This window comes from Cyclobacterium qasimii M12-11B (assembly GCF_000427295.1).
GTDB classification, from domain to species: Bacteria; Bacteroidota; Bacteroidia; order Cytophagales; family Cyclobacteriaceae; genus Cyclobacterium; species Cyclobacterium qasimii.
Genome location: NZ_ATNM01000109.1, coordinates 39,425 through 58,114, shown reverse-complemented (window position 1 = coordinate 58,114; position 18,690 = coordinate 39,425). Strand labels below are relative to the sequence as shown.

Here is an 18,690-nt window from a genome sequence, read left to right as displayed (position 1 = left end):
TAAACTATGAATAAAAATTTATCAGGTAGAGGACCGATCATTAAAGAGATGATCATAACCCCTATCGCGATTACCGATCCGCCTTTATTGAATGCGGCAGGATTACATGCTCCTTATGCCTTGCGCACAATCGTGGAGTTAGTGACGGAAGATGGAATCATTGGGATCAGTGAAATACCTGGAAATGATGCCATCAATAGTTCATTGGCTGAGGCTGCTAAGATTATTATTGGGAAAGATGTCTACCAATTAGGTAAACTACAACAAGCATTGAATGCCCATTTTGGTACCGACACTAGCAAGGATAGGGGGGATGCACCATGGGATCAGCGAAAGCTTGTTCATGTTTTTTCAGCCTTAGAAGTAGCTTGTCTTGATATTATAGGGAAAGTCGTTAACCGGCCAATTGTAGATCTTTTGGGAGGGAAAATGCGTGATGCAGTGCCTTTTGCTGCTTACTTGTTCTATAAATACGAAGGAGCTGGTGGAGATTTGGGCTTTGGGAAAGAAAAATATGCTACCGGTTGGGATGCTGCCAGACAAGAGGCAGCCATTGACCCAAAAGGAATTGTAGCCCAGGCAAAGGCCATGTGTAAGCACTATGGTTTCCAATCTATAAAGCTGAAAGGTGGAGCATTTGAACCTGAACAAGAAGTTGCGGCTATGTTTGCTTTGCATGAAGAATTTGGGGACCAAATGCCGCTTAGGTTTGACCCCAATGCCATCTGGAAACCAGAAACAGCATTGAAATATGGTAAAGAGATGGAGCCTATTCTGGAATATCTTGAGGATCCAGTACGTGGTCAGGAGGAAATGGCCAAGCTAAGAAAATTGATTAAAACGCCTTTGGCTACCAATATGTGCACCACTTCCTTCGATGAAATACCTTCAAGTATACGATTGGGAGCTGAGGACATTATTCTTAGTGACCATCACTTTTGGGGAGGCTTGAAGGCTTCTATGGAATTGGCAAAGCTGTGTAGCACTTTTGATCGAAAACTATCCATGCATTCCAATAGTCATCTAGGCATTTCACTGGCGGCTATGGTACACTTGGGAGCCGCTTTGCCAGAAGTCCCATATGCCTTGGATACGCATTACCCCTGGCAGTCTGAAGAAGTGATCATAGGTGGAAGCGTGGTTTTTGAAAATGGTGCTGTTGAGGTGCCAAGCGGGCCAGGGTTAGGAGTGGAATTAGACAGGAAGGCTTTAGCAAAACTTCACCAACAATACCTCGACAGTGGATTATCTAAAAGAGACGATCAAATAGAAATGAGAAAAGTGCATGCAAATTGGACTTTTCAAAAGGTAAGATGGTAAATGAATCTTTAGGTTTCTATTGCTGCTACACCACTAAAATTTAGAGATAATTATGATTTTTAAATAAACTTACTGCGGATGAAAAAGTGGATAACGATAAAAGCCTTTTGTGCGATTTCATTTTTCTTACTTACGATTATGCAAAGTGAGGGGCAGCAGATAAGCAAAGAAGAAATGCTATTCCTTACCCCAGAATGGAAAGGAGAACGATTTGAGGATGGCAGACCTAAAGTGTCTGATACTATTTTAGAACGTATGAAAGCTGTGACACACGAAGAAGCGTGGGCAGTTTTAAAGAATGAAGGTTATAAGTACCAATATGCAGAAAGATGGGAAACAATTCATCCGGACAGTGTATTGGTAGGTAGGGCACTTACAGCTACGTTTATGCCTGGAAGGCCGGATATCCATGATGCCATAGACAAGAGAGGAAAAGCTTCAGGAAAACGTGGACAAAACAGTTGGCCCGTCGACCTCTTAGTGCGAGGAGATGTTTATGTAGCCGACCAATTTGGCCTTCACAATGGGGGACCTACAATCGGTGATAACGTTGGGAATGCGATTTATGCGAAATCTGGTAACGGGATAGTGTACGATGGTGCGATTAGAGATATCAATGGTTTGAAAGCCATTGGAGGTTTTGTGTCTTTTTTTAGTAGCTACCACCCATCGCATCACAACCAGTCTGGAGACCTAAATACCATGCTCATTGGAATAAATAAACCCACCAAAATCAGACAAGTAACTGTTATGGCTGGAGATGTAGTATTGGGCAGAGATGGGGCTGTTACCTTTATTCCTCCCCATTTGGCCGAAAAAATTGTCATTACTTCAGAAGTTGTTCGGCTTCGCGACATGTTTGGCCATAGCAGGCTTAGGGCTGGCATTTATACTGCAGGGCAAATAGACACCCGTTGGTCAGCTGAAATAGAAAAAGATTTTTCTAAATGGCTTAACGATCATATAGATGATTTGCCTATTTCAAAAGTGCAAATACAAGAAATACTGGAAAACAGGACTTGGTAAATTAAGCTTTTTTCTAGTGCCAGAAATACCTTTTTTTCGGTATTTACTGACCTATAGCCAAGATTATTAAAGGTTTGAGAGCTTGGGCTTTTAAGAATGTTATTGAATAATGTAAATATTGACTTTCCCTCAAACTTATTGACCTGATTTTAATTAATAACAATTGACCCGAAATAATATATCATGACTAAAAACATACACCGACGGTCTTTTCTTTCTAAGGCGGCATTGACAGGACTCACAGGCTCAGCTTTTTTATCCAACTATGGGACTGCACTCTCTGCCGCAGTGGATAAGATGCCTACTCATTCCAATCCTTCTGCACTCCAAATTACAGAGGTAAAATGCGGTTTTGTAAGAGGGGCTTTGTACGTTAAAATTTACACCAATCAGGATGTTGTAGGCTGTGGTGAAGCAGTAGATGCCATCCACGGAACCTATCACCTGGTCAAAAGATTAGGCGGCCAAATCAAAGGGGAAAACCCCCTCAATCCCAACCGGCTTGCAGAACAATTAAGAAAAGGAGCTTTTTTCGGCGGCGCTCAATCGGGTGTGTTTGTGGCTGTGCTCACAGCAATAGAGACCGCACTTTGGGACATTACAGGGAAAGTATTTGGGGTGCCAGTCTACCAGTTACTGGGTGGTAAATTTCGTGATAAGATCAGGGTATATTGTGATACAGCACTTTATACGTCTACTAATCCTAGTCCTCAAGATTATGCTGAGGCCGCCAGAGGAGCGGTAGATAGAGGTTATACCGCAGTAAAATTTGATGTGGACGATGGGAGAGATCCCAACAAATACGACCGATTCAATTGGACAGCAAGCCCTGCTGAAATTGACCGGATGTACAATGCCATTGCGGCTGTGAGAGAAGAAGTAGGTAGAGGCATTGATATCTGTGTAGACATGCACGGTAGGTACGATTATATAACTGGTGTAAAAATGGCCCGAATGTATGAAGACCTTGACCTGATGTGGCTGGAAGAGCCCATTCCTGCAGATAATCCTAGCCTTTATCAAAAGCTCACCCAACAAACCAGCACTCCGATCTGTACTGGTGAAAATGTTTACCTCGCTTATGGCTTCGTTAATTTACTCACTGAAGGCGGAGTAGATATAATCATGCCGGACATACAAAAAGCAGGAGGTTTGGGAGAAGCCCAGCGCATCGCCAACCTTTCAAATTTATTTTATGTACCCTTTAGTCCACATATGGTTGCCTCATTTTTAGGGGCAATGGCTTCATGTCATGTATGCGCTTCCGTTCCAAATTTTCAAATTATGGAATGGCAAATTTACATGGACACGGATCAGATGTGGCAGGACATTGTGACCTATGATGGGGAGAGAACTTCAGATGGATTCATAACCCTATCTGAAAAGCCCGGTATTGGGGTGGAAATCAATGAGGAGGGTATGAGAAAATATGCAGTTAAAGACATTCCGTTTTTTGAATAATATAATTAATTAAACAAATAACTATGAAACCAATTAACAACCCAAAATTTAGTAACCTCTTCAATTTACCTACTTCAGCTAAAAAAGAGGAACCTCAAAAATCAATAATCCCTCCCGAAACGGCAGTTCCTGATCGCAGGTCATTTCTTCAAAAAGCAGCACTAGGAGGCTTGGGTCTTGGGGCCTTTATGTCTATGCCAATCGAGGACACCCTTGCCCATTCGATGCAGAACGTCAATCGAAATTCTAATCCATCAGATTTAAGAATAACAGATTTGAGGATTGCAGAAGTGGCAGGAGCACCTATGCGTTGCCCGATTATAAGAATTGATACCAATCAGGGAATATATGGATTGGGAGAAGTCCGCGATGGTGCCAGTGCCAGGTATGCACTGGTATTGAAAAGCCGTATTTTAGGAGAAAACCCTTGTCAGGTAGAACGACTTTTCAAAAAAATCAAGCTTTTTGGCAATCATGCCCGACAAGCAGGTGGTGTCTGCGGGATTGAAATGGCCCTGTGGGATTTGGCCGGAAAAGCTTATAATGTACCCATTTATCAAATGCTCGGAGGTAAATACAGGGATTCCATTCGTTTGTATTCAGATACTACAAAATCCAATGACCCAGAAATCTTTGCAGACCGTATGAAAGCAAGAAAGGACAAGGGCTATACCTTTCTAAAAATGGACTTTGGTGTGGAAATGGTAAAGGACAATAAAGGATCTGTGGTCAATACCAAAGCATTTGAGAAAGGAAAGGCCTGGGATTCCGAGTATGGAAGTTACGGCCGAACGGGTCATCCTTTCACAGGAGTTCAAATTACAGATAAGGGAATTGCTGAAATGGTAGAATTCGTTGCTGCAGTAAGAGATAAAATCGGTTATGAAATTCCTTTAGCGGCTGATCATTTTGGACACTTTGATTATAAAGAGTGTATCCGCCTTGGCGAAGCATTGGAACCATACCGTTTGGCATGGTTGGAAGACATGGTGCCTTGGTTTTATACCGAGAAATGGAAACAAATAACAGATGCCATCAAAACGCCAACACTTACAGGCGAGGATATTTTTCTGAAGGAAGAGTTTATCAAATTGATTGATGCAAGGGCCATTGATATGATCCAGCCTGATTTGGCATCCTCAGGAGGGATATTGGAAACAAAGAAAATAGGTGATTACGCAGAAGAAAAAGGGATACCTATGGCCATGCATTTTGCTGGTACCCCAGTCTCCTTTATGGCCAATATACATTGTGCTGCAGCTACTGAAAACTTTATTTCTCTGGAACATCACTCTGTGGACATCCCATGGTGGGAAGACATGGTGAAGAATATCCCGAAACCTTTGGTCATTGATGGTTTCGCCAAAGTACCAGAAGGTCCCGGTCTTGGAATAGAGCTAAATGAGGAAGTTATCAAGCAACACTTACAAGAAGGTACTGAGTACTTTGCGCCTACTGAGGATTGGAATACAGACCGGTCGAATGATAGATGGTGGAGTTAAATCGCATTCTTTTATGATAAGGCTGTAATAATTTAGATTGAAGACAGGTTGTTTTATTACTTTCTTTTCTGGAAATTCACATTTTAATACTATTAAACATGATTATGATGAAGAAGATTACACTTGCTTGCCTGGTATGTTTATCTGCTTTTACTATGGAAAGTTTTTCCCAACAAATTTCCCCTACACCAGATCAAATTAAAGCTTTGACAGTAGAATGGGAAGGGGAAAGGTTTCCAGATGGTAGGCCGAAAGTTTCAGATGAATACCTTGAAAGACTTAAAGCCATTTCTGTAGAAGAGGCTTGGGGGATTTTGAGAAACAAAGGGTATAACAATCAGTTTGAAAACGATTGGATTATTTTAGATGAGAATGAAGTAATGACCGGTAGAGCTGTTACTGCTCAATACATGCCTTTCAGAGAAGACGTCAATAATTTGGTAAAGAAGAATGGCAAAGCCGAGGGTAGATCCCAATCTGGCGGAACCAATTCCTGGCCTATAGACGGATTGGTTGATGGTGATATTTATATAGCTGACAGTTATGGAAAAATTGCTGATGGGACTTTGATTGGTGACAATCTAGGTATTGCAATAAAAACCAATTCCAATAGGGGAGTAATCTTTAATGGCGCTGTTAGAGATATGGCTGGTTTATCTAAAATTAAAGGTTTTAATCTTTGGATTAAAGGTCATGATCCTTCCTATATTCAGGACATGATGCTTACCACTATTAATTATCCAATCAGAATAGGTAGAGCGACAGTTTTACCTGGAGATGCAGTTTTGGCAAATAAATGGGGAGTAATTTTTGTTCCTGCTCATTTGGTTGCAGACCTTGTAATCAATGCGGAATTTACTGCGCTAAGAGATGAATTTGGTCACCTTAGACTTCAGGAGAAAAAATATACTGCTGGTGAAATTGATAGCCGATGGAGTGAAAAAATCAAAGGTGATTTCATGTCTTGGTTAAATACTAAAAGTGATCTTCCTATGAGTAAGGCTGAATTGGATGCCTACTTGAAAGATAGAAACTGGTAAACAATACTTATATTTTGCTCTAAAAGCCTCCCTTATAATGCTAAGGGAGGCTTTTTTTAGCATAACATTAAATAATGGTCAATATTTTTGACTATAAGTCACCACCTATTTATAGTCTTAATTTTAACATTTTTAAGGATTAGAAGGTTTGTAGCTTATTTCCTTACAAAATCACTTTTAAGGCCTTATTGATTGTAAGATCTCTTGGAAATATCCCGGATAATCTGATCCAATTCCTCTGTTGAATCCATAATATAATTTAGAATTTCCTCAAGTTTTTCTCCAGAATAATTCATGTTCTTTTGAAGATTAACCAGTCCCATTATCCTTGCCACTGGTGCCCGAACAATATGAGATTGCCTCCAGGCAATGTCTCTCAGCTTTTCATTTTGCTTTTCTATTGCTTTGATATGGTTAACCTTGTCAGTGATGTCTCTACAAAAGCAGGCTGCTCCTGTTATTTTATCTTCTCCAGATTGTTTGTCAATAATAGGATACATGCCTATTTGAAAAGTTTTAGGACTTGAGAGCTTACCTTTGGCTTCAAATGTGATATTTTGTTGTTCCCCCTTAAATACTTTGCTAAATATTTCCGTCCAAAAATTGAATATTTTTTCCTCTGAAAAATTGATTAAATGTTCCCCTAGTTTACAGTCAATTCCTGTAATCAATAACATTTCTTTTAAAAATGCATTATTGGCTATTATCAACTTATATTGATCGTCCATTGCCCAAATGAGGTCTTCAGTACTGTTTATAACATGCTCTTGAAGTAGCCTTACTTCAGCCAAATTTTGTTGCTGTTCTATTCTAGCCGTGATATTCTTTAAATAAACAACGATGCCATTTTCTTTCGGAAATGTGGAACATTCAAGCCAGATACCAATAGTTGGATAAAATTCTACGAAGAACCTTTCTTCCTTTTTATCCATACTTATCGAAAACTCTGTAAAGAAAGCAAGATGTAAGGCGTCTTGGTATATGTCCCCTAAATTTTCTCCTACTATTTTTTCCCGAGGTTTTTGCAATATTTTCTCTGCAGCATTGTTCCAATAAGTTACTATCCAGTCTTTGTCTACTGAGAAGAAACCATCGGTAATGCTTCCTAGAATATCTTCAATTTCATGATTTGCCTTTTGAAGCTCTATTTTGGATATCACTTCTTCCGTAACATCGTAATTGATTCCAACAATTCTAATTGGTTCACCGGTTTTGTTTCGAACTACATAACCCATCGCTTTAATGTACCTAATCTCTCCACTAACAGGTCTCACTATTCTAAATTTGGTATTGTAGTCATTCTGCCCGGCCATGATTTTCTGGACCAGGTTATTTTGCTCCTCAAGGTCATCTGGGTGTAAACCTTTTTTCCAAAATTGAAAGGCATTAACGACGGTATCTTTTTCTAACCCGTATAGGATTTTCATATTATCATCCCATGTCAAAACATCGTCTTTAATATTCCAATCCCATATACCCATGTTATTTCCTCTATAAGCAAGGTCATAGCGGATATTTGCTTCAGCTAATTCTGACTCTATGTTTTTTCTTTCAGTGATATCCTGAACGCTGCCATATATTCGAAACATTTTACCATTTATCCATTCCGACTCGGCCTGAACCCTTACCCACAGTTCTACACCTTTTGAAGTAACCAACTCTACATCGATGTCAAAGTCATTTATTTCACCTTTCATAGCTAATGCCACTTTTTCCTGGACTAAGTCTTTGGAATACCCTTCTTTATAAAAGGCAATTGCTTTATGCAGATCTGGCTCAAACTGCTCATCCAATTCATGGATCACTTTAACCATTGGTGACCAATAAACTTTATTGTTAACCAGATTCATTTCCCAAGTTCCCATTCGAACGATCTGGTGGGCCCTCTTCAGCAAATCTTCCAAATTTTTCTGATGGGAAATATCTTTTCCAACACAGTAGATGAAAAAGCCGGAAGGGAGAAGTGATGCTGTTAGGTTGATCCATATAAGTTGATCCTTTATCAATATGGGAATATCAATTTCAACGATTGACCTTTTTTTATCAATATTGATCAATAAATCATCAAATTTAGATTGATAATCTTCAGGTACCATTTCACGAAAAGATTTGCCTGTTAAATCAACTGAAAAACAATCAAGGGTTATTGCGGTTTGCAAATTCCCCTTTTTTATTATTCCATTAGAATCAATTACAAATAATAGGTTAGGTGTTAAATCGAAAATAGATTTTAATTCATCTTCGGTTTTCATCCGCTTTAGTTCAGCCCCTAAGCCAAGGTTTATTTTCTCAAAGAACTTCAAATGGTATTTTACCTGAGTAATGCTTTCTTGAGAAAATAGCGTAATGACTCCCACCATTGTGTTGTCATGGTAAATGGGAATACCTACTGCTGTTTTTAATCCATATTTCAGCATGGATTTATTTTGGGCAAATTCGGGGTGATTTTCAAGGTCTTCCCATATTATTATTTCACCCCTTTCCCAAACCGTACCCGGCAAATCTATTCCGATTTCAACTTCTTTGGAGATAGCTTTCAATTCAGATACGTTATCAAAATCAAAGGCTTTTGTGCTGGAAGCAGCTTTATTGAGCCTACTATTGTCAATATTCATTATCCAGCCTTCTGCAATTTTCAAATTTGTGTAATTCAAGATTACCCTTAGTAATGCCTCAAATTTGCCCTCCAAATCTTTGGGTTGGTTAACAGCAATACTCATTCTTTGAAAAACTTCCTTAATTTCACTGTCCTTCACCCGTTTGGTGATCTCTCGGTAAATACTAATCCAATTGGTAAAAGAACCATTTTCATCTGCTATAGGAGCTACTGAAAACTCTACCCAAAATTCTGACCCATCTTTCTTATAATTTATGGTTTTGATTTGGCAAGGTTGCCAATTTTTTCATGGCGATTTTTAATCGATTTAGTTCTTTCCGATTGCTTTTAGGTCCTTGTAGAATTCGGGGACTTTTACCAAGAATTTCTTCCCTTGAATATCCAGTTTGTTTTAAGAAAGCATCATTGACAAAAATAATTCGAGGTCCAAGGCTGTCTTTTGCTTCGGCCTCTGTTACTAAGATGGGATCATTAGCGCTTTCCACCACCTTTTCCATTAAATTTAGCTGATGCTCTCTTTCATTTTGTTTGGTGACATCTTGTATGACGCCAAAAGCACGTATGGCATTGCCCTGGTCATTGAATACGAATGTACACTGGTCATATACCTGGGCATAACTTCCATCTTCTTTTAAGTATCGATAGCTTGCTTGCCACATTTCTTTTTTCTAAAACAGCCTCATTGAAGCAATGGATGATTTTATTGCGCTCATCTGAGTGAATGGCATTCTTCCAGGCGTCAAGCTTTTCAGTTTTTATAAGATTATATCCAAAGAGAGCGCTATAATTATCACCCCAAATAACCTTATTGTTCTCCAAATCATATTCCCATACAGCATAATTGGCTGCCTTGAGCATCCATTGGTATTTGTTAATATAGTTTTTTAGCGTGCTCTTTGTTGTTTCGAGTTCGGTTATATCCAAACAGGCAAATAAGAGCAAATTCTCTTTTTCTGCAATGATATGTTGTAGGGTAACTTGAATTAAAATGTCCAATCCTGAATTAGAAGGATTGTTTATCCTTGTTTGAAAGGAATAACTGTTATGGGTTTGCTTGTCCGACAGGACTATGTCAAAAATTTCTTTTTGGTTTCTTCAAAAAGTTCGTCTATGTATTCTATTGTTTTGCCTGACAATGTTAATAATTTTTCAGCCTCAAGATTTGCTTTCAATATTAACAGGTCATCCTCTCGGCATAAAAATTTAGGTGTAGGGTGCTGACTGAAAAGTAAATCGTACCAATTTTCATTTGTGTTTGGCAGAATTTGATCAATTTGTTTTTCAGCCTTTAATAGCCTTTGTTTAAATTCTTGTTTTTCCTTGGCAACACTTAAGGATTTGTATAACTGTATTTTATCAAACTTTCCTTTAACCAAAACATCTTGTATGCCCTCTTTAAGTAATTCTATGGCAAAGTCTGATTCAGAATTAGTAGTCAGGACTAAAATAGTTATTTGACCTAATTTGAGCTTTATTTTAGCTAAAGTTTCTGTTCTATTGGTGACTGGTGAGTTTAAATCAAAAATTACTAAATCAAAGTTTTTTGAAGTAATTTGTTCTATAGATTTTACCCAGGAAAGCTGTGATTTATCTATGCCTATTTCACCAAACTTTTCTTCAAAAAGCATGTATTCATCCAAATTACCCACTATTATCAAAACCTTTTGGGCATAAAAATTATTCATGTTGTTCTTGTTAAGTCTGGATTATTTACAGTGGATTTTTAAATTTAAAATTGAAAATTAATTCAAGAAAGATTGGTGTCAGGTTAAATAATGAATGCTATTTTAGCATTTTTCTTGGATATCTTTGTTGAATCCTGAAGCTTATAAATTACAAGAAATTTAACACAAAAAAAATTTTCAAGTGTCTCTATAGCAATTAATTTATATTTTTTTGTAAAAAATTATAAATTCGCTTACTTTTTATTTATTCCTTTTTTCATTTAAAAATGAAAATTAACTAAATTCTTTTTGATTCCTATTCTTGTTTTGATAATAAAGTGGCAAAAAAGATTTATAGTAAGCATGCTATAATTTGAAACAGAAACCTGTAAATGGGTATTCACTTCATGATGACCTGGTCCTTACAGCCTAAGGTTTAGAAATAAAGTGCTCTAAAGGTCCGTCAAAAAGTAGGGGGAAAATTGGAAGCTTTTAACGCTATAGTGGTTCGCATCAGAACGAAATCACCTTGATTCTCATATATTTAACTCAAACATAGATAAAGACTTTTCATTTTAGTTAAAGTTTATAGAATTGGGTAGGAGACCAGGAGAGTAGTCAGTATTTAAGCATTAATTATCAGAAAAGAAGCTTTTATCATAGAATCGCGCACTTTCACCTCTAAAAAAAGGATTTCTTGAAGGAACACAACAATCCGGTATGTTAACTTGAAGTTCAGGTTTATTATGAAGCGCTAGCAGACAATTAGGAAGTAGTTTCCGCAACATTCCCTTACCTATCAGGAATAAAACGACGGCAGATTTTCTAATTTTATAATCCGTTATACTGGCGAATTTGTTAACTACAAGGAAAATGACCGTCAAAGCAGAAATTAGCAGACACTCCCTAAATTGATTGATTTTATCAGGATTTAGGGCTTTCTTAAATTTTCTTCTCTATATTTTATGCTTTCGTATTATTGGAAATATCTCTAATAATATGGTCCAGCTCATCTGTAGATTCCTTTATGTAGGTTAAAATTTCATCGAGTTCTTCTCCTGTATAATTCATGTTTTGTTGGAGATTGATAAGGCCCATAATCCTGGCAACGGGGGCTCGAACTATATGGGATTGTTTCCAGGCTATATCTCTAAGTTTTTCGTTTTGTTTTTCTATGGCTTTGATGTGCTCCACTTTGTCGGTAATGTCACGTGCAAAACAAGCTACTCCTGTAATTTGGGTTATCCCCGAACGATTGTCAATTATTGGATACATTCCAATTTGGAATATTTTAGGTTTTAGAAGATTTCCCTGTGTTTCGAAGGTAAAGTTTTGTTGCTCTCCTTGCAGTACCTTGCCGAATTCATTTCTCCAATAATTAAATATTTTATCTTCATTGGAATTAACCAGGGTGTCTCCTAATTTATACTTCTTACCCGTTACATTTACAATCTCATTTATAAAAGCATTATTGGCAATAATTAAATTGTATTCAGTATCTATTGCCCAAATAAGGTCTTCTGTACTGTTGATTACATGTTCTTGAAGTAATCGTATTTCAGCAAGTTTTTGTTGCTGTTTAATTCTTCCCGTTATATTTTTTAAATAGACCACTAGACCATTTTCTTTTGGAAAAGCAGAGCACTCAAGCCAAATATCAACTGTTGGATAATATTCAACAAAGCGTCTTTCCTCTCCTTTCTCCATGGAAGTAGAGAACTCACTAAAAAATTTAAGCTGAATGGCATCATAATAAACATCCCACAAATTTTTGCCCACGATATTTTTTCGTGGCATTTTCAATATACTTTCCGCTGCGTTATTCCAGTAGGTTACTTTCCATTTTTTGTCAACGGAGAAAAATCCATCCGTTATACTTCCCAAAATTTCTTCTCTTTCCCGGTTAACTCTTTCTAATTCCGTTTTGTATTCAACTTCCTCTGTAACATCATAATTGATCCCTACCATTCTTACTGGTTCCCCTGAATCGTTTCGGACAACATAAGCAATAGCTTTAATAAACCTCACTTCACCTGAATCAGGTAATATTATTCTAAACTGAGTATTGAAATCTTTTGTACCCAGCAATGCTTCTTGTATGAGAGAATTTTGTGTCTCCTGGTCATCATGATGTAATCCCATTATCCATTCTTCATAACTGACCAAGGAGTTGCTTATATTTCTCCCGTTTAGTTTTTGCATGGTTTCATCCCAGACCACAGCATTCTCTTCAATGTTCCAATCCCAAACACCAATTGTAGAAGCTTTTGAAGCCAATTCGTATCGCATCTTGGCTTCCATTATTTCCTCCTCAGTTTTTTTACGGTCATTAATGTCTTGGATACTACCGTAAATTCGAAAAAGCTTTCCATTTAACCATTCAGTTTCAGCTTGAACACGAACCCATACTAATCTCCCTTTAGAGGTAATCAATTGCGTATCAATATCAAAGTAGTTAATTTCTCCTTTGATGGCTAATGCTACCTTTTCTTGGATTAATTCCCTAGAGTACCCTTCCTTATAGAAATTTATGGCATCTTGAAGTTCGGGTTCAAATTCATCTCCCAAATCATGGATGACTTTGGTCATAGGAGACCAATACATCTTGTTTTGAGAAAGGGTAACTTCCCAAGTACCTATTCTTACAATTTCATTGGTTCTTCTAATTAAATCTTCTAGATTTTTCTGATGCGAAATATCTTTACCTACACAGTAGATAAAGGATTCAGAAGGAAGGAAAGTTGCTGTCAGGTTTATCCACTTTATCTGATCGTTGATCAAAATTGGTATATCAATTTCATCGATTGTTCTGGATTGTTCGATTTTGATCAAAAAATCATCAAATTCTATTCTATCAGCAATTGGGATCATGTTTCGAAACGAGATGCCTTTTAGTTCATCCTCAGTGCATTCGAAAGTGTTGGAAGCTTGTATGTTTCCTTTAATAACAAGCCCTTTAGCATCGGTTACAAACAGTAAATTAGGAATTATTTCGAAAATTGTTTTTAATTCATTCTCTGTTTTAATTCGCATTATTTCCAATCCCAGTCGGTTACTGAGACTTTCAAAAAATGGCAGCTGCTGTTCCAGTTGAAATTGTTTTTTCTTTGTAAATAATGTTATCACCCCAACCAAGGACTTATTCATATGAATTGGAATTCCTATTGCTGAATGCAACCCATATTTTTTCAATTCTTCAAGCCCAATAAATTCAGTTTTGTTTTCCAAATTTTCCCAATAAACTATTTCTCCTTTTTCCCAAGCAATTCCAGGTAGACTTAAGCCTATTTCAGCCTTATTAAATGAGCTTCGAACATTTGAGAAATCATTGAATTTGGCTTTGTTTGTACAGGTAATTACTTTGTTTAACTTACTATTGTCGATATTAGTGATCCATCCCTCCGCTACTTCTAAACCTGTGAACTTCAAAATTACTTTTAACAGGGCAGAATACCGATCTTCCAGATCCTTGGGTTGTCCTACCTCCATATTCATTTTTTTGAAAACACCTTCCAATTGCCTTTTCTTCACAACGTCTGTTATTTGACGTTGAATACTGATCCAATTAGTGATTACTCCTTTTTCATTTGAAATTGGCACAACAGAGAATTCTACCCAAAATTCTGTTCCATCTTTTTTGTAGTTAATGGTTTCAATTCGGCATGGGTACCCATTAATTAAAGCTTTCTTTAATTTTTTAATTCTTTTTTGTTACTTTTTTCTCCTTGTAGGAAACGCGGGGATTTGCCAATTATTTCCTCCCTTAAATAGCCTGTTTGCAATAAAAAAGCATCATTTGCAAAAATTATACGAGGTCCTGCAGGGTTGATGGCATCAACTTCCGTGATCAAAATCGGGTCATTGGCGCTTTTAACTACTTTTTCCATCAAACTTAGCTGATGTTGCCTTTCTTTTTTCTTGGAAATATCTTTCATGGTTCCAAAAGCATGAATTGCTTTGCCATTCTTATCTCTAATGATTATGCATTGTTCAAATACATACACGAAATACCCATTTGCTTTTTGGAAACGGTAGTTTGCCTGCCATTTGCTTTTTTCCCCAGTTAACGCTTTATTAAAGCTATTGAGAATGGTTTCCCGATCATCTGGATGAACTTTATTTGACCATTTTGTAATGTTTTGAACGCTTTCTGTATGGTGTCCATAAATGGCTGTGAAATTATCACTCCAGTCCAATTCTCCATTAATCAAATCGTATTCCCAGGTAACATTATTAGTCGTTTGCAAGACCAATTGATACCGATTTATATTCTTTTCCAGGGAGGTTTTTATTTCTTCGAGTTCAGAAATATCTATGCATGAAAACAGTACCCAAGACTCTTCACCAATTTCAATTCTTTGAGCGGTAACTTTTAAAACGACAGACTTCTTTAGCTCAATTGAATTGAGTAAAACTGTCTGAAAGGTGTATTTGGATTTAATGGACGTATTACCAGTGAAACTTTTAATAAGATCTTCCTTATTGTCATCAAATAGTTCGTAGATGAATTGGATGGGTTTGCCTGTTAGCTTCAATAATTCAGCCCCTTTTTCGGAAATTTGATCAATTGATAAATCATCTGCCTTGCATAAAAATTTAGGCTCCTGACTTTCATTAAAAAGGTAATGATTTAAATTTTATTTGAAGCATTGGGAAGATGATTAGATAACTTATTTTTTAAGCTTATCACAAGCAATAAACACCGTTTTATACAATTGTGCCTTATTGAGATCTCCCTTTATCAATACATCTTTTGCCCCGTGTTCAAGTAATTTAATTGTAAAATTTAAATCTGAATTGGAAGTAAGGGCAATAATTGGAAGCTGACCTAAAACGCAATTTAATTTACTAAAAGATTCACTTAGATCAATATCAGATTTATTAATAGTATAAAAAATAAGATCAAATTTTACTTCTGGTATTTCGGTGAGGGATTTGCTCCAATAAAGTTGTTGTTTGCCTCCTTCGATTTCTTTAAATATTGTTTTTATCTCTAGATAATCTTCAGGAATATCTGCTAAAATTAAAATATTTAGAGAATTTAAAATGTTCATTTAGTTGAATTATAGAGAAATGATTTAAGGTGATTTCAGTACCTTAAAACCAATAAATGCTTAAATTATTAATGTTTATTTTAGAAAATGAGATTGTTTTCTTCTAAAACAGACCTTTTAGAATAGTATCGATCCTTTTATTGTAAAAGGAAACGCGATATTTTATTGTTCTTTTAAAGGAAATGATTAATTAAATGGGCTTATCGAAATATTCTTTCATCAAACAGGATAAACCAAAAGAATAGATTAAACGGTAAATAACTTTTCTACAATGGCATTTCTTACAGTATAACTTTATTTATCTGCTTAGGTTATATTGCTTATTTGTATATACCCGATTAATGTATATAGATTTACATTGTGTTAATTCGAGTTAAATACACCAAATATTGATCTATTGATTTTTTTAAATTGTTTTTACTGTTGATTGCTTAATATCCTTTATGAATAATCCAATTGATTTTTTTGATTTGATAATCAATATTATTTCATAATTATTGTGGCGTTAAAGGCTGCTAGATTATAATTAGCGTTTTATGCTAATGTCAAGAGACAAAATGACAGATTAATAGGCGAAACCTTTATGCTGAAATAAAATAATTGTTCAAATTTTTAGGTGAGGATTATAGCATCAAGAAGTTTTGACGGTACATCAAAGGGGCTGTCTCGGAATCAAAACAGCATGGGTACAATGAAGATACAGGTTATGCATGAACATAATCGATTATTATTTTTTTAGGTGATTTTAAAATAAAAAGGTAACCAGTCTTTCGAGGAATGGAATCTGACTATTTGGGTAATAAGCATGCTTCTTCAAAGAAAAACAAATATTTAGCGATTTTAAGGCGTATTTATGGGTGATAAATAGGTTACTTTAAAAAAGCTACTTGAAAATTCAAAGGTAAAGATTTGCATTGAATTTAATTATCTAGTTGACAATTATTTTTTTCAAATGCAATGAAAGTGGGATCCGGAATGACTATTATTTGGACTGAGCCATCATTTGATGGGGAAACTATCCGCTCTTGAATCACCTACCTTGATGATTTCTGTGACTACATATTCACTTGCACCACGCCAAGGGATTGGATTGAGGTATTCTTTGTAGCGTAATTCTACAAATTTTCCGCCTGCCCGTTCTAATACGGAAGCTAAAGAATCTCCGTCAGCACTAAAGCGAAATTCATTGCTTTGAAGGGCTCCAGGGTTAGGGCTTTGAAATCCATCCTGAACCAATCTCCCTTCCCAGGTTTTAAAAATAAAGCCTTTCTTTTCGAAGTAGTTCAAATTACCGGCTTTTACACCTTCAGCAAATACAAAATAATACCTCCACCAGAATACTCCAGCAATAAGGATAATCACCAATATTGAAATCGGACCAATAAATTTTTTCATTTTGATTTAAGTTGAAGTTAACCGTCGCCAAATATACTAATAAATCACAAATTTTGTATATTCAAGCATTATTGAACAAACCCAAATTTATATGAGCACTACGCTGATTATTATTATAGTTGCCGTCGTTATTGGCTTGTTTTTAGTTTCACTTTACAACAAACTTGTAGCGTATAAAAACAATAGAGAAAATGCCTTTGCTGATATTGATGTTCAGTTGAAGCAGCGACATGACCTTATTCCACAGCTTGTGAATAGTGTAAAAGGCTACATGGACCATGAAGCTGGGGTGCTGACCCGAGTAACGGAAGCCCGATCTAAGGCTATAAATGCCACCACAATTGATGGGAAAATTGCTGCTGAACAAGAATTAGGTTCAGCCTTACAAGGCTTGCAAATTCAAGTTGAAGCTTATCCGGACTTAAAAGCCAGTGCCAACTTCTTACAACTGCAAAATGAAATTTCAGATGTAGAGAACAAGCTTGCTGCTGCAAGAAGATACTTCAACTCTGCCACTAGAGAATTCAATGTTGCAGTGCAAAGCTTTCCTTCCAACTTAATCGCTGGAATGTTTGGTTTTCATACTGAGAAAATGTTTGATGTGGGAGAAGTTGAAAGAGAACGTCTGGACAAAGCCCCTGATATTAAATTTTAGAATATAAATGGCAGAATATATTGGAATACAAACCCAAATCAGGAGAAACAACTCACGTTCTGTCTTACTATTAATAGGTTTTCCGCTATTAATTTTGGCTGCGGTATATGCATTTTTATACCTGACCATTCCTCAGGAAGAGTACAATGTTTCAATCAATGAAATGTTTGTAGATACCATACCTGGGGTGCTTATTGCTGTAGCTGTCTGGTTTGTGATTGCTTTTTTGTTTCACTCTAAAATGATACAAGGGGCAGCAGGTTCGAGACCACTGGAGCGTAAGGAAAACATGAGGGTATACAATTTGGTGGAAAACCTATGTATAAGTAAGGGAATGAAGATGCCGAAGGTGAATATCATAGAAGACCCAGCTTTCAATGCCTTTGCCAGTGGCATTAACGAAAAGAGTTATACCGTTACCCTTACAAGAGGAATTATAGAGGCGCTTACGGATGAAGAACTTGAGGGAGTAATCGCTCATGAGCTGATGCATATAAGGAATAAGGACGTACGTCTTTTGATTATTTCTATCATTTTCGTGGGGATTTTCTCATTTGTTGCTCAAATATTGTTTCGTAATATGCTTTTTGGAGGAGCTAGAAGGAGGGGGAAAAGTGACAACCGTGCCATGCTTATCGCCATGGTTATTGCTATAGTTGCCTATCTACTGAGCATGCTTTTCCGATTTGCAATATCCAGAAAAAGAGAATTTATGGCAGACAGTGGTGCTGCAGAAATGACGCGAAATCCACTTGCTTTGGCATCCGCATTGCGTAAAATAGCGGGAAACTATCAGGTGAAAGGAGTGAAGAGTGACGATGTTGCCGAATTGTTTATTGAAAATAGACCTGATAAGTCTTCAGGCATTTTGTCTTCAATTTCCGGTTTATTTGCGACCCATCCTCCTATAGAAAAACGCATTGAAATTTTAGAGAATTTTTAACATTAAATCATAA

The 18,690-nt window shown here is 36.7% G+C and carries 15 protein-coding genes and 1 pseudogene; 7 read left to right on the top strand and 9 right to left on the bottom strand.

Annotated features, from left to right (window positions below; genetic code table 11):
• The first annotated feature begins 6 nt into the window (after positions 1–6).
• The 5 genes from ADICYQ_RS12140 to ADICYQ_RS12120 all read left to right on the top strand — a co-directional run bounded on the left by ADICYQ_RS12140 (position 7) and on the right by ADICYQ_RS12120 (position 6,349).
• The gene (locus ADICYQ_RS12140; protein ID WP_040415997.1) at positions 7–1,320 is read left to right on the top strand and encodes an enolase C-terminal domain-like protein; all 1,314 of its coding nucleotides are present in this window, start codon (positions 7–9) and stop codon (positions 1,318–1,320) included.
• Positions 1,321–1,458: 138 nt separating this feature from the next.
• A complete protein-coding gene (locus ADICYQ_RS12135; protein ID WP_235114610.1) occupies positions 1,459–2,346 on the top strand; it encodes an RraA family protein in 888 nt (295 codons plus the stop codon).
• A gap of 183 nt (positions 2,347–2,529) precedes the next feature.
• Positions 2,530–3,807 (top strand): mandelate racemase/muconate lactonizing enzyme family protein, encoded by a 1,278-nt coding sequence (locus tag ADICYQ_RS12130; RefSeq protein WP_040415995.1) that lies wholly within the window; start codon positions 2,530–2,532, stop codon positions 3,805–3,807.
• 23 nt (positions 3,808–3,830) lie between these two features.
• The gene (locus ADICYQ_RS12125; protein WP_020890086.1) at positions 3,831–5,309 is read left to right on the top strand and encodes a mandelate racemase/muconate lactonizing enzyme family protein; all 1,479 of its coding nucleotides are present in this window, start codon (positions 3,831–3,833) and stop codon (positions 5,307–5,309) included.
• Between the two features lie 104 nt (positions 5,310–5,413).
• Positions 5,414–6,349 carry an RraA family protein gene (locus tag ADICYQ_RS12120; protein ID WP_020890085.1) on the top strand — a complete coding sequence of 312 codons (936 nt, stop codon included), beginning with the start codon at positions 5,414–5,416 and terminating at the stop codon, positions 6,347–6,349.
• A 185-nt stretch (positions 6,350–6,534) separates the two neighbouring features.
• On the opposite strand, the gene ADICYQ_RS12115 is transcribed toward ADICYQ_RS12120, so the two are convergent.
• The 9 genes and pseudogenes from ADICYQ_RS12115 to ADICYQ_RS12080 form a co-directional block, all read right to left on the bottom strand.
• Positions 6,535–9,069: a PAS domain S-box protein gene (locus tag ADICYQ_RS12115; protein ID WP_152520484.1), complete on the bottom strand. Its 2,535-nt coding sequence runs from the start codon at positions 9,067–9,069 to the stop codon at positions 6,535–6,537.
• Between the two features lie 87 nt (positions 9,070–9,156).
• A pseudogene (locus tag ADICYQ_RS30285) lies at positions 9,157–9,222 on the bottom strand (hypothetical protein); the annotation flags it as partial.
• A complete protein-coding gene (locus ADICYQ_RS12110; protein ID WP_040415993.1) occupies positions 9,212–9,625 on the bottom strand; it encodes a PAS domain-containing protein in 414 nt (137 codons plus the stop codon). The pseudogene ADICYQ_RS30285 and the gene ADICYQ_RS12110, both read right to left, overlap by 11 nt.
• Entirely contained in the window at positions 9,567–9,962 is a 396-nt protein-coding gene (locus ADICYQ_RS12105; protein ID WP_040415990.1) for a hypothetical protein, read from the bottom strand. The genes ADICYQ_RS12110 and ADICYQ_RS12105 overlap by 59 nt, the downstream gene beginning before the upstream one ends.
• Positions 9,963–10,033: 71 nt before the next feature.
• Positions 10,034–10,651, bottom strand: a complete 618-nt coding sequence (locus ADICYQ_RS12100) for a response regulator (protein ID WP_020890081.1) — start codon at positions 10,649–10,651, stop codon at positions 10,034–10,036.
• Positions 10,652–11,593: 942 nt separating this feature from the next.
• On the bottom strand, positions 11,594–14,278 hold the full coding sequence (locus ADICYQ_RS29330) for a PAS domain-containing protein (protein ID WP_262485370.1): 2,685 nt from the start codon (positions 14,276–14,278) through the stop codon (positions 11,594–11,596).
• Positions 14,279–14,319: 41 nt separating this feature from the next.
• Complete coding sequence (locus ADICYQ_RS29325; protein ID WP_020890079.1) at positions 14,320–15,165, bottom strand: PAS domain-containing protein; 846 nt, start codon at positions 15,163–15,165, stop codon at positions 14,320–14,322.
• 135 nt (positions 15,166–15,300) lie between these two features.
• A complete protein-coding gene (locus tag ADICYQ_RS12085) occupies positions 15,301–15,684 on the bottom strand; it encodes a response regulator (protein ID WP_020890078.1) in 384 nt (127 codons plus the stop codon).
• Between the two features lie 999 nt (positions 15,685–16,683).
• Complete coding sequence (locus tag ADICYQ_RS12080) at positions 16,684–17,079, bottom strand: hypothetical protein (protein ID WP_020890077.1); 396 nt, start codon at positions 17,077–17,079, stop codon at positions 16,684–16,686.
• A gap of 91 nt (positions 17,080–17,170) precedes the next feature.
• Here ADICYQ_RS12080 and ADICYQ_RS12075 point away from each other — a divergent pair, with 91 nt between their 5' ends.
• On the top strand, positions 17,171–17,734 hold the full coding sequence (locus ADICYQ_RS12075; RefSeq protein WP_020890076.1) for a LemA family protein: 564 nt from the start codon (positions 17,171–17,173) through the stop codon (positions 17,732–17,734).
• Positions 17,735–17,741: 7 nt separating this feature from the next.
• Positions 17,742–18,677: a M48 family metallopeptidase gene (locus tag ADICYQ_RS12070; protein ID WP_020890075.1), complete on the top strand. Its 936-nt coding sequence runs from the start codon at positions 17,742–17,744 to the stop codon at positions 18,675–18,677.
• The last annotated feature ends 13 nt before the right edge of the window (positions 18,678–18,690 follow it).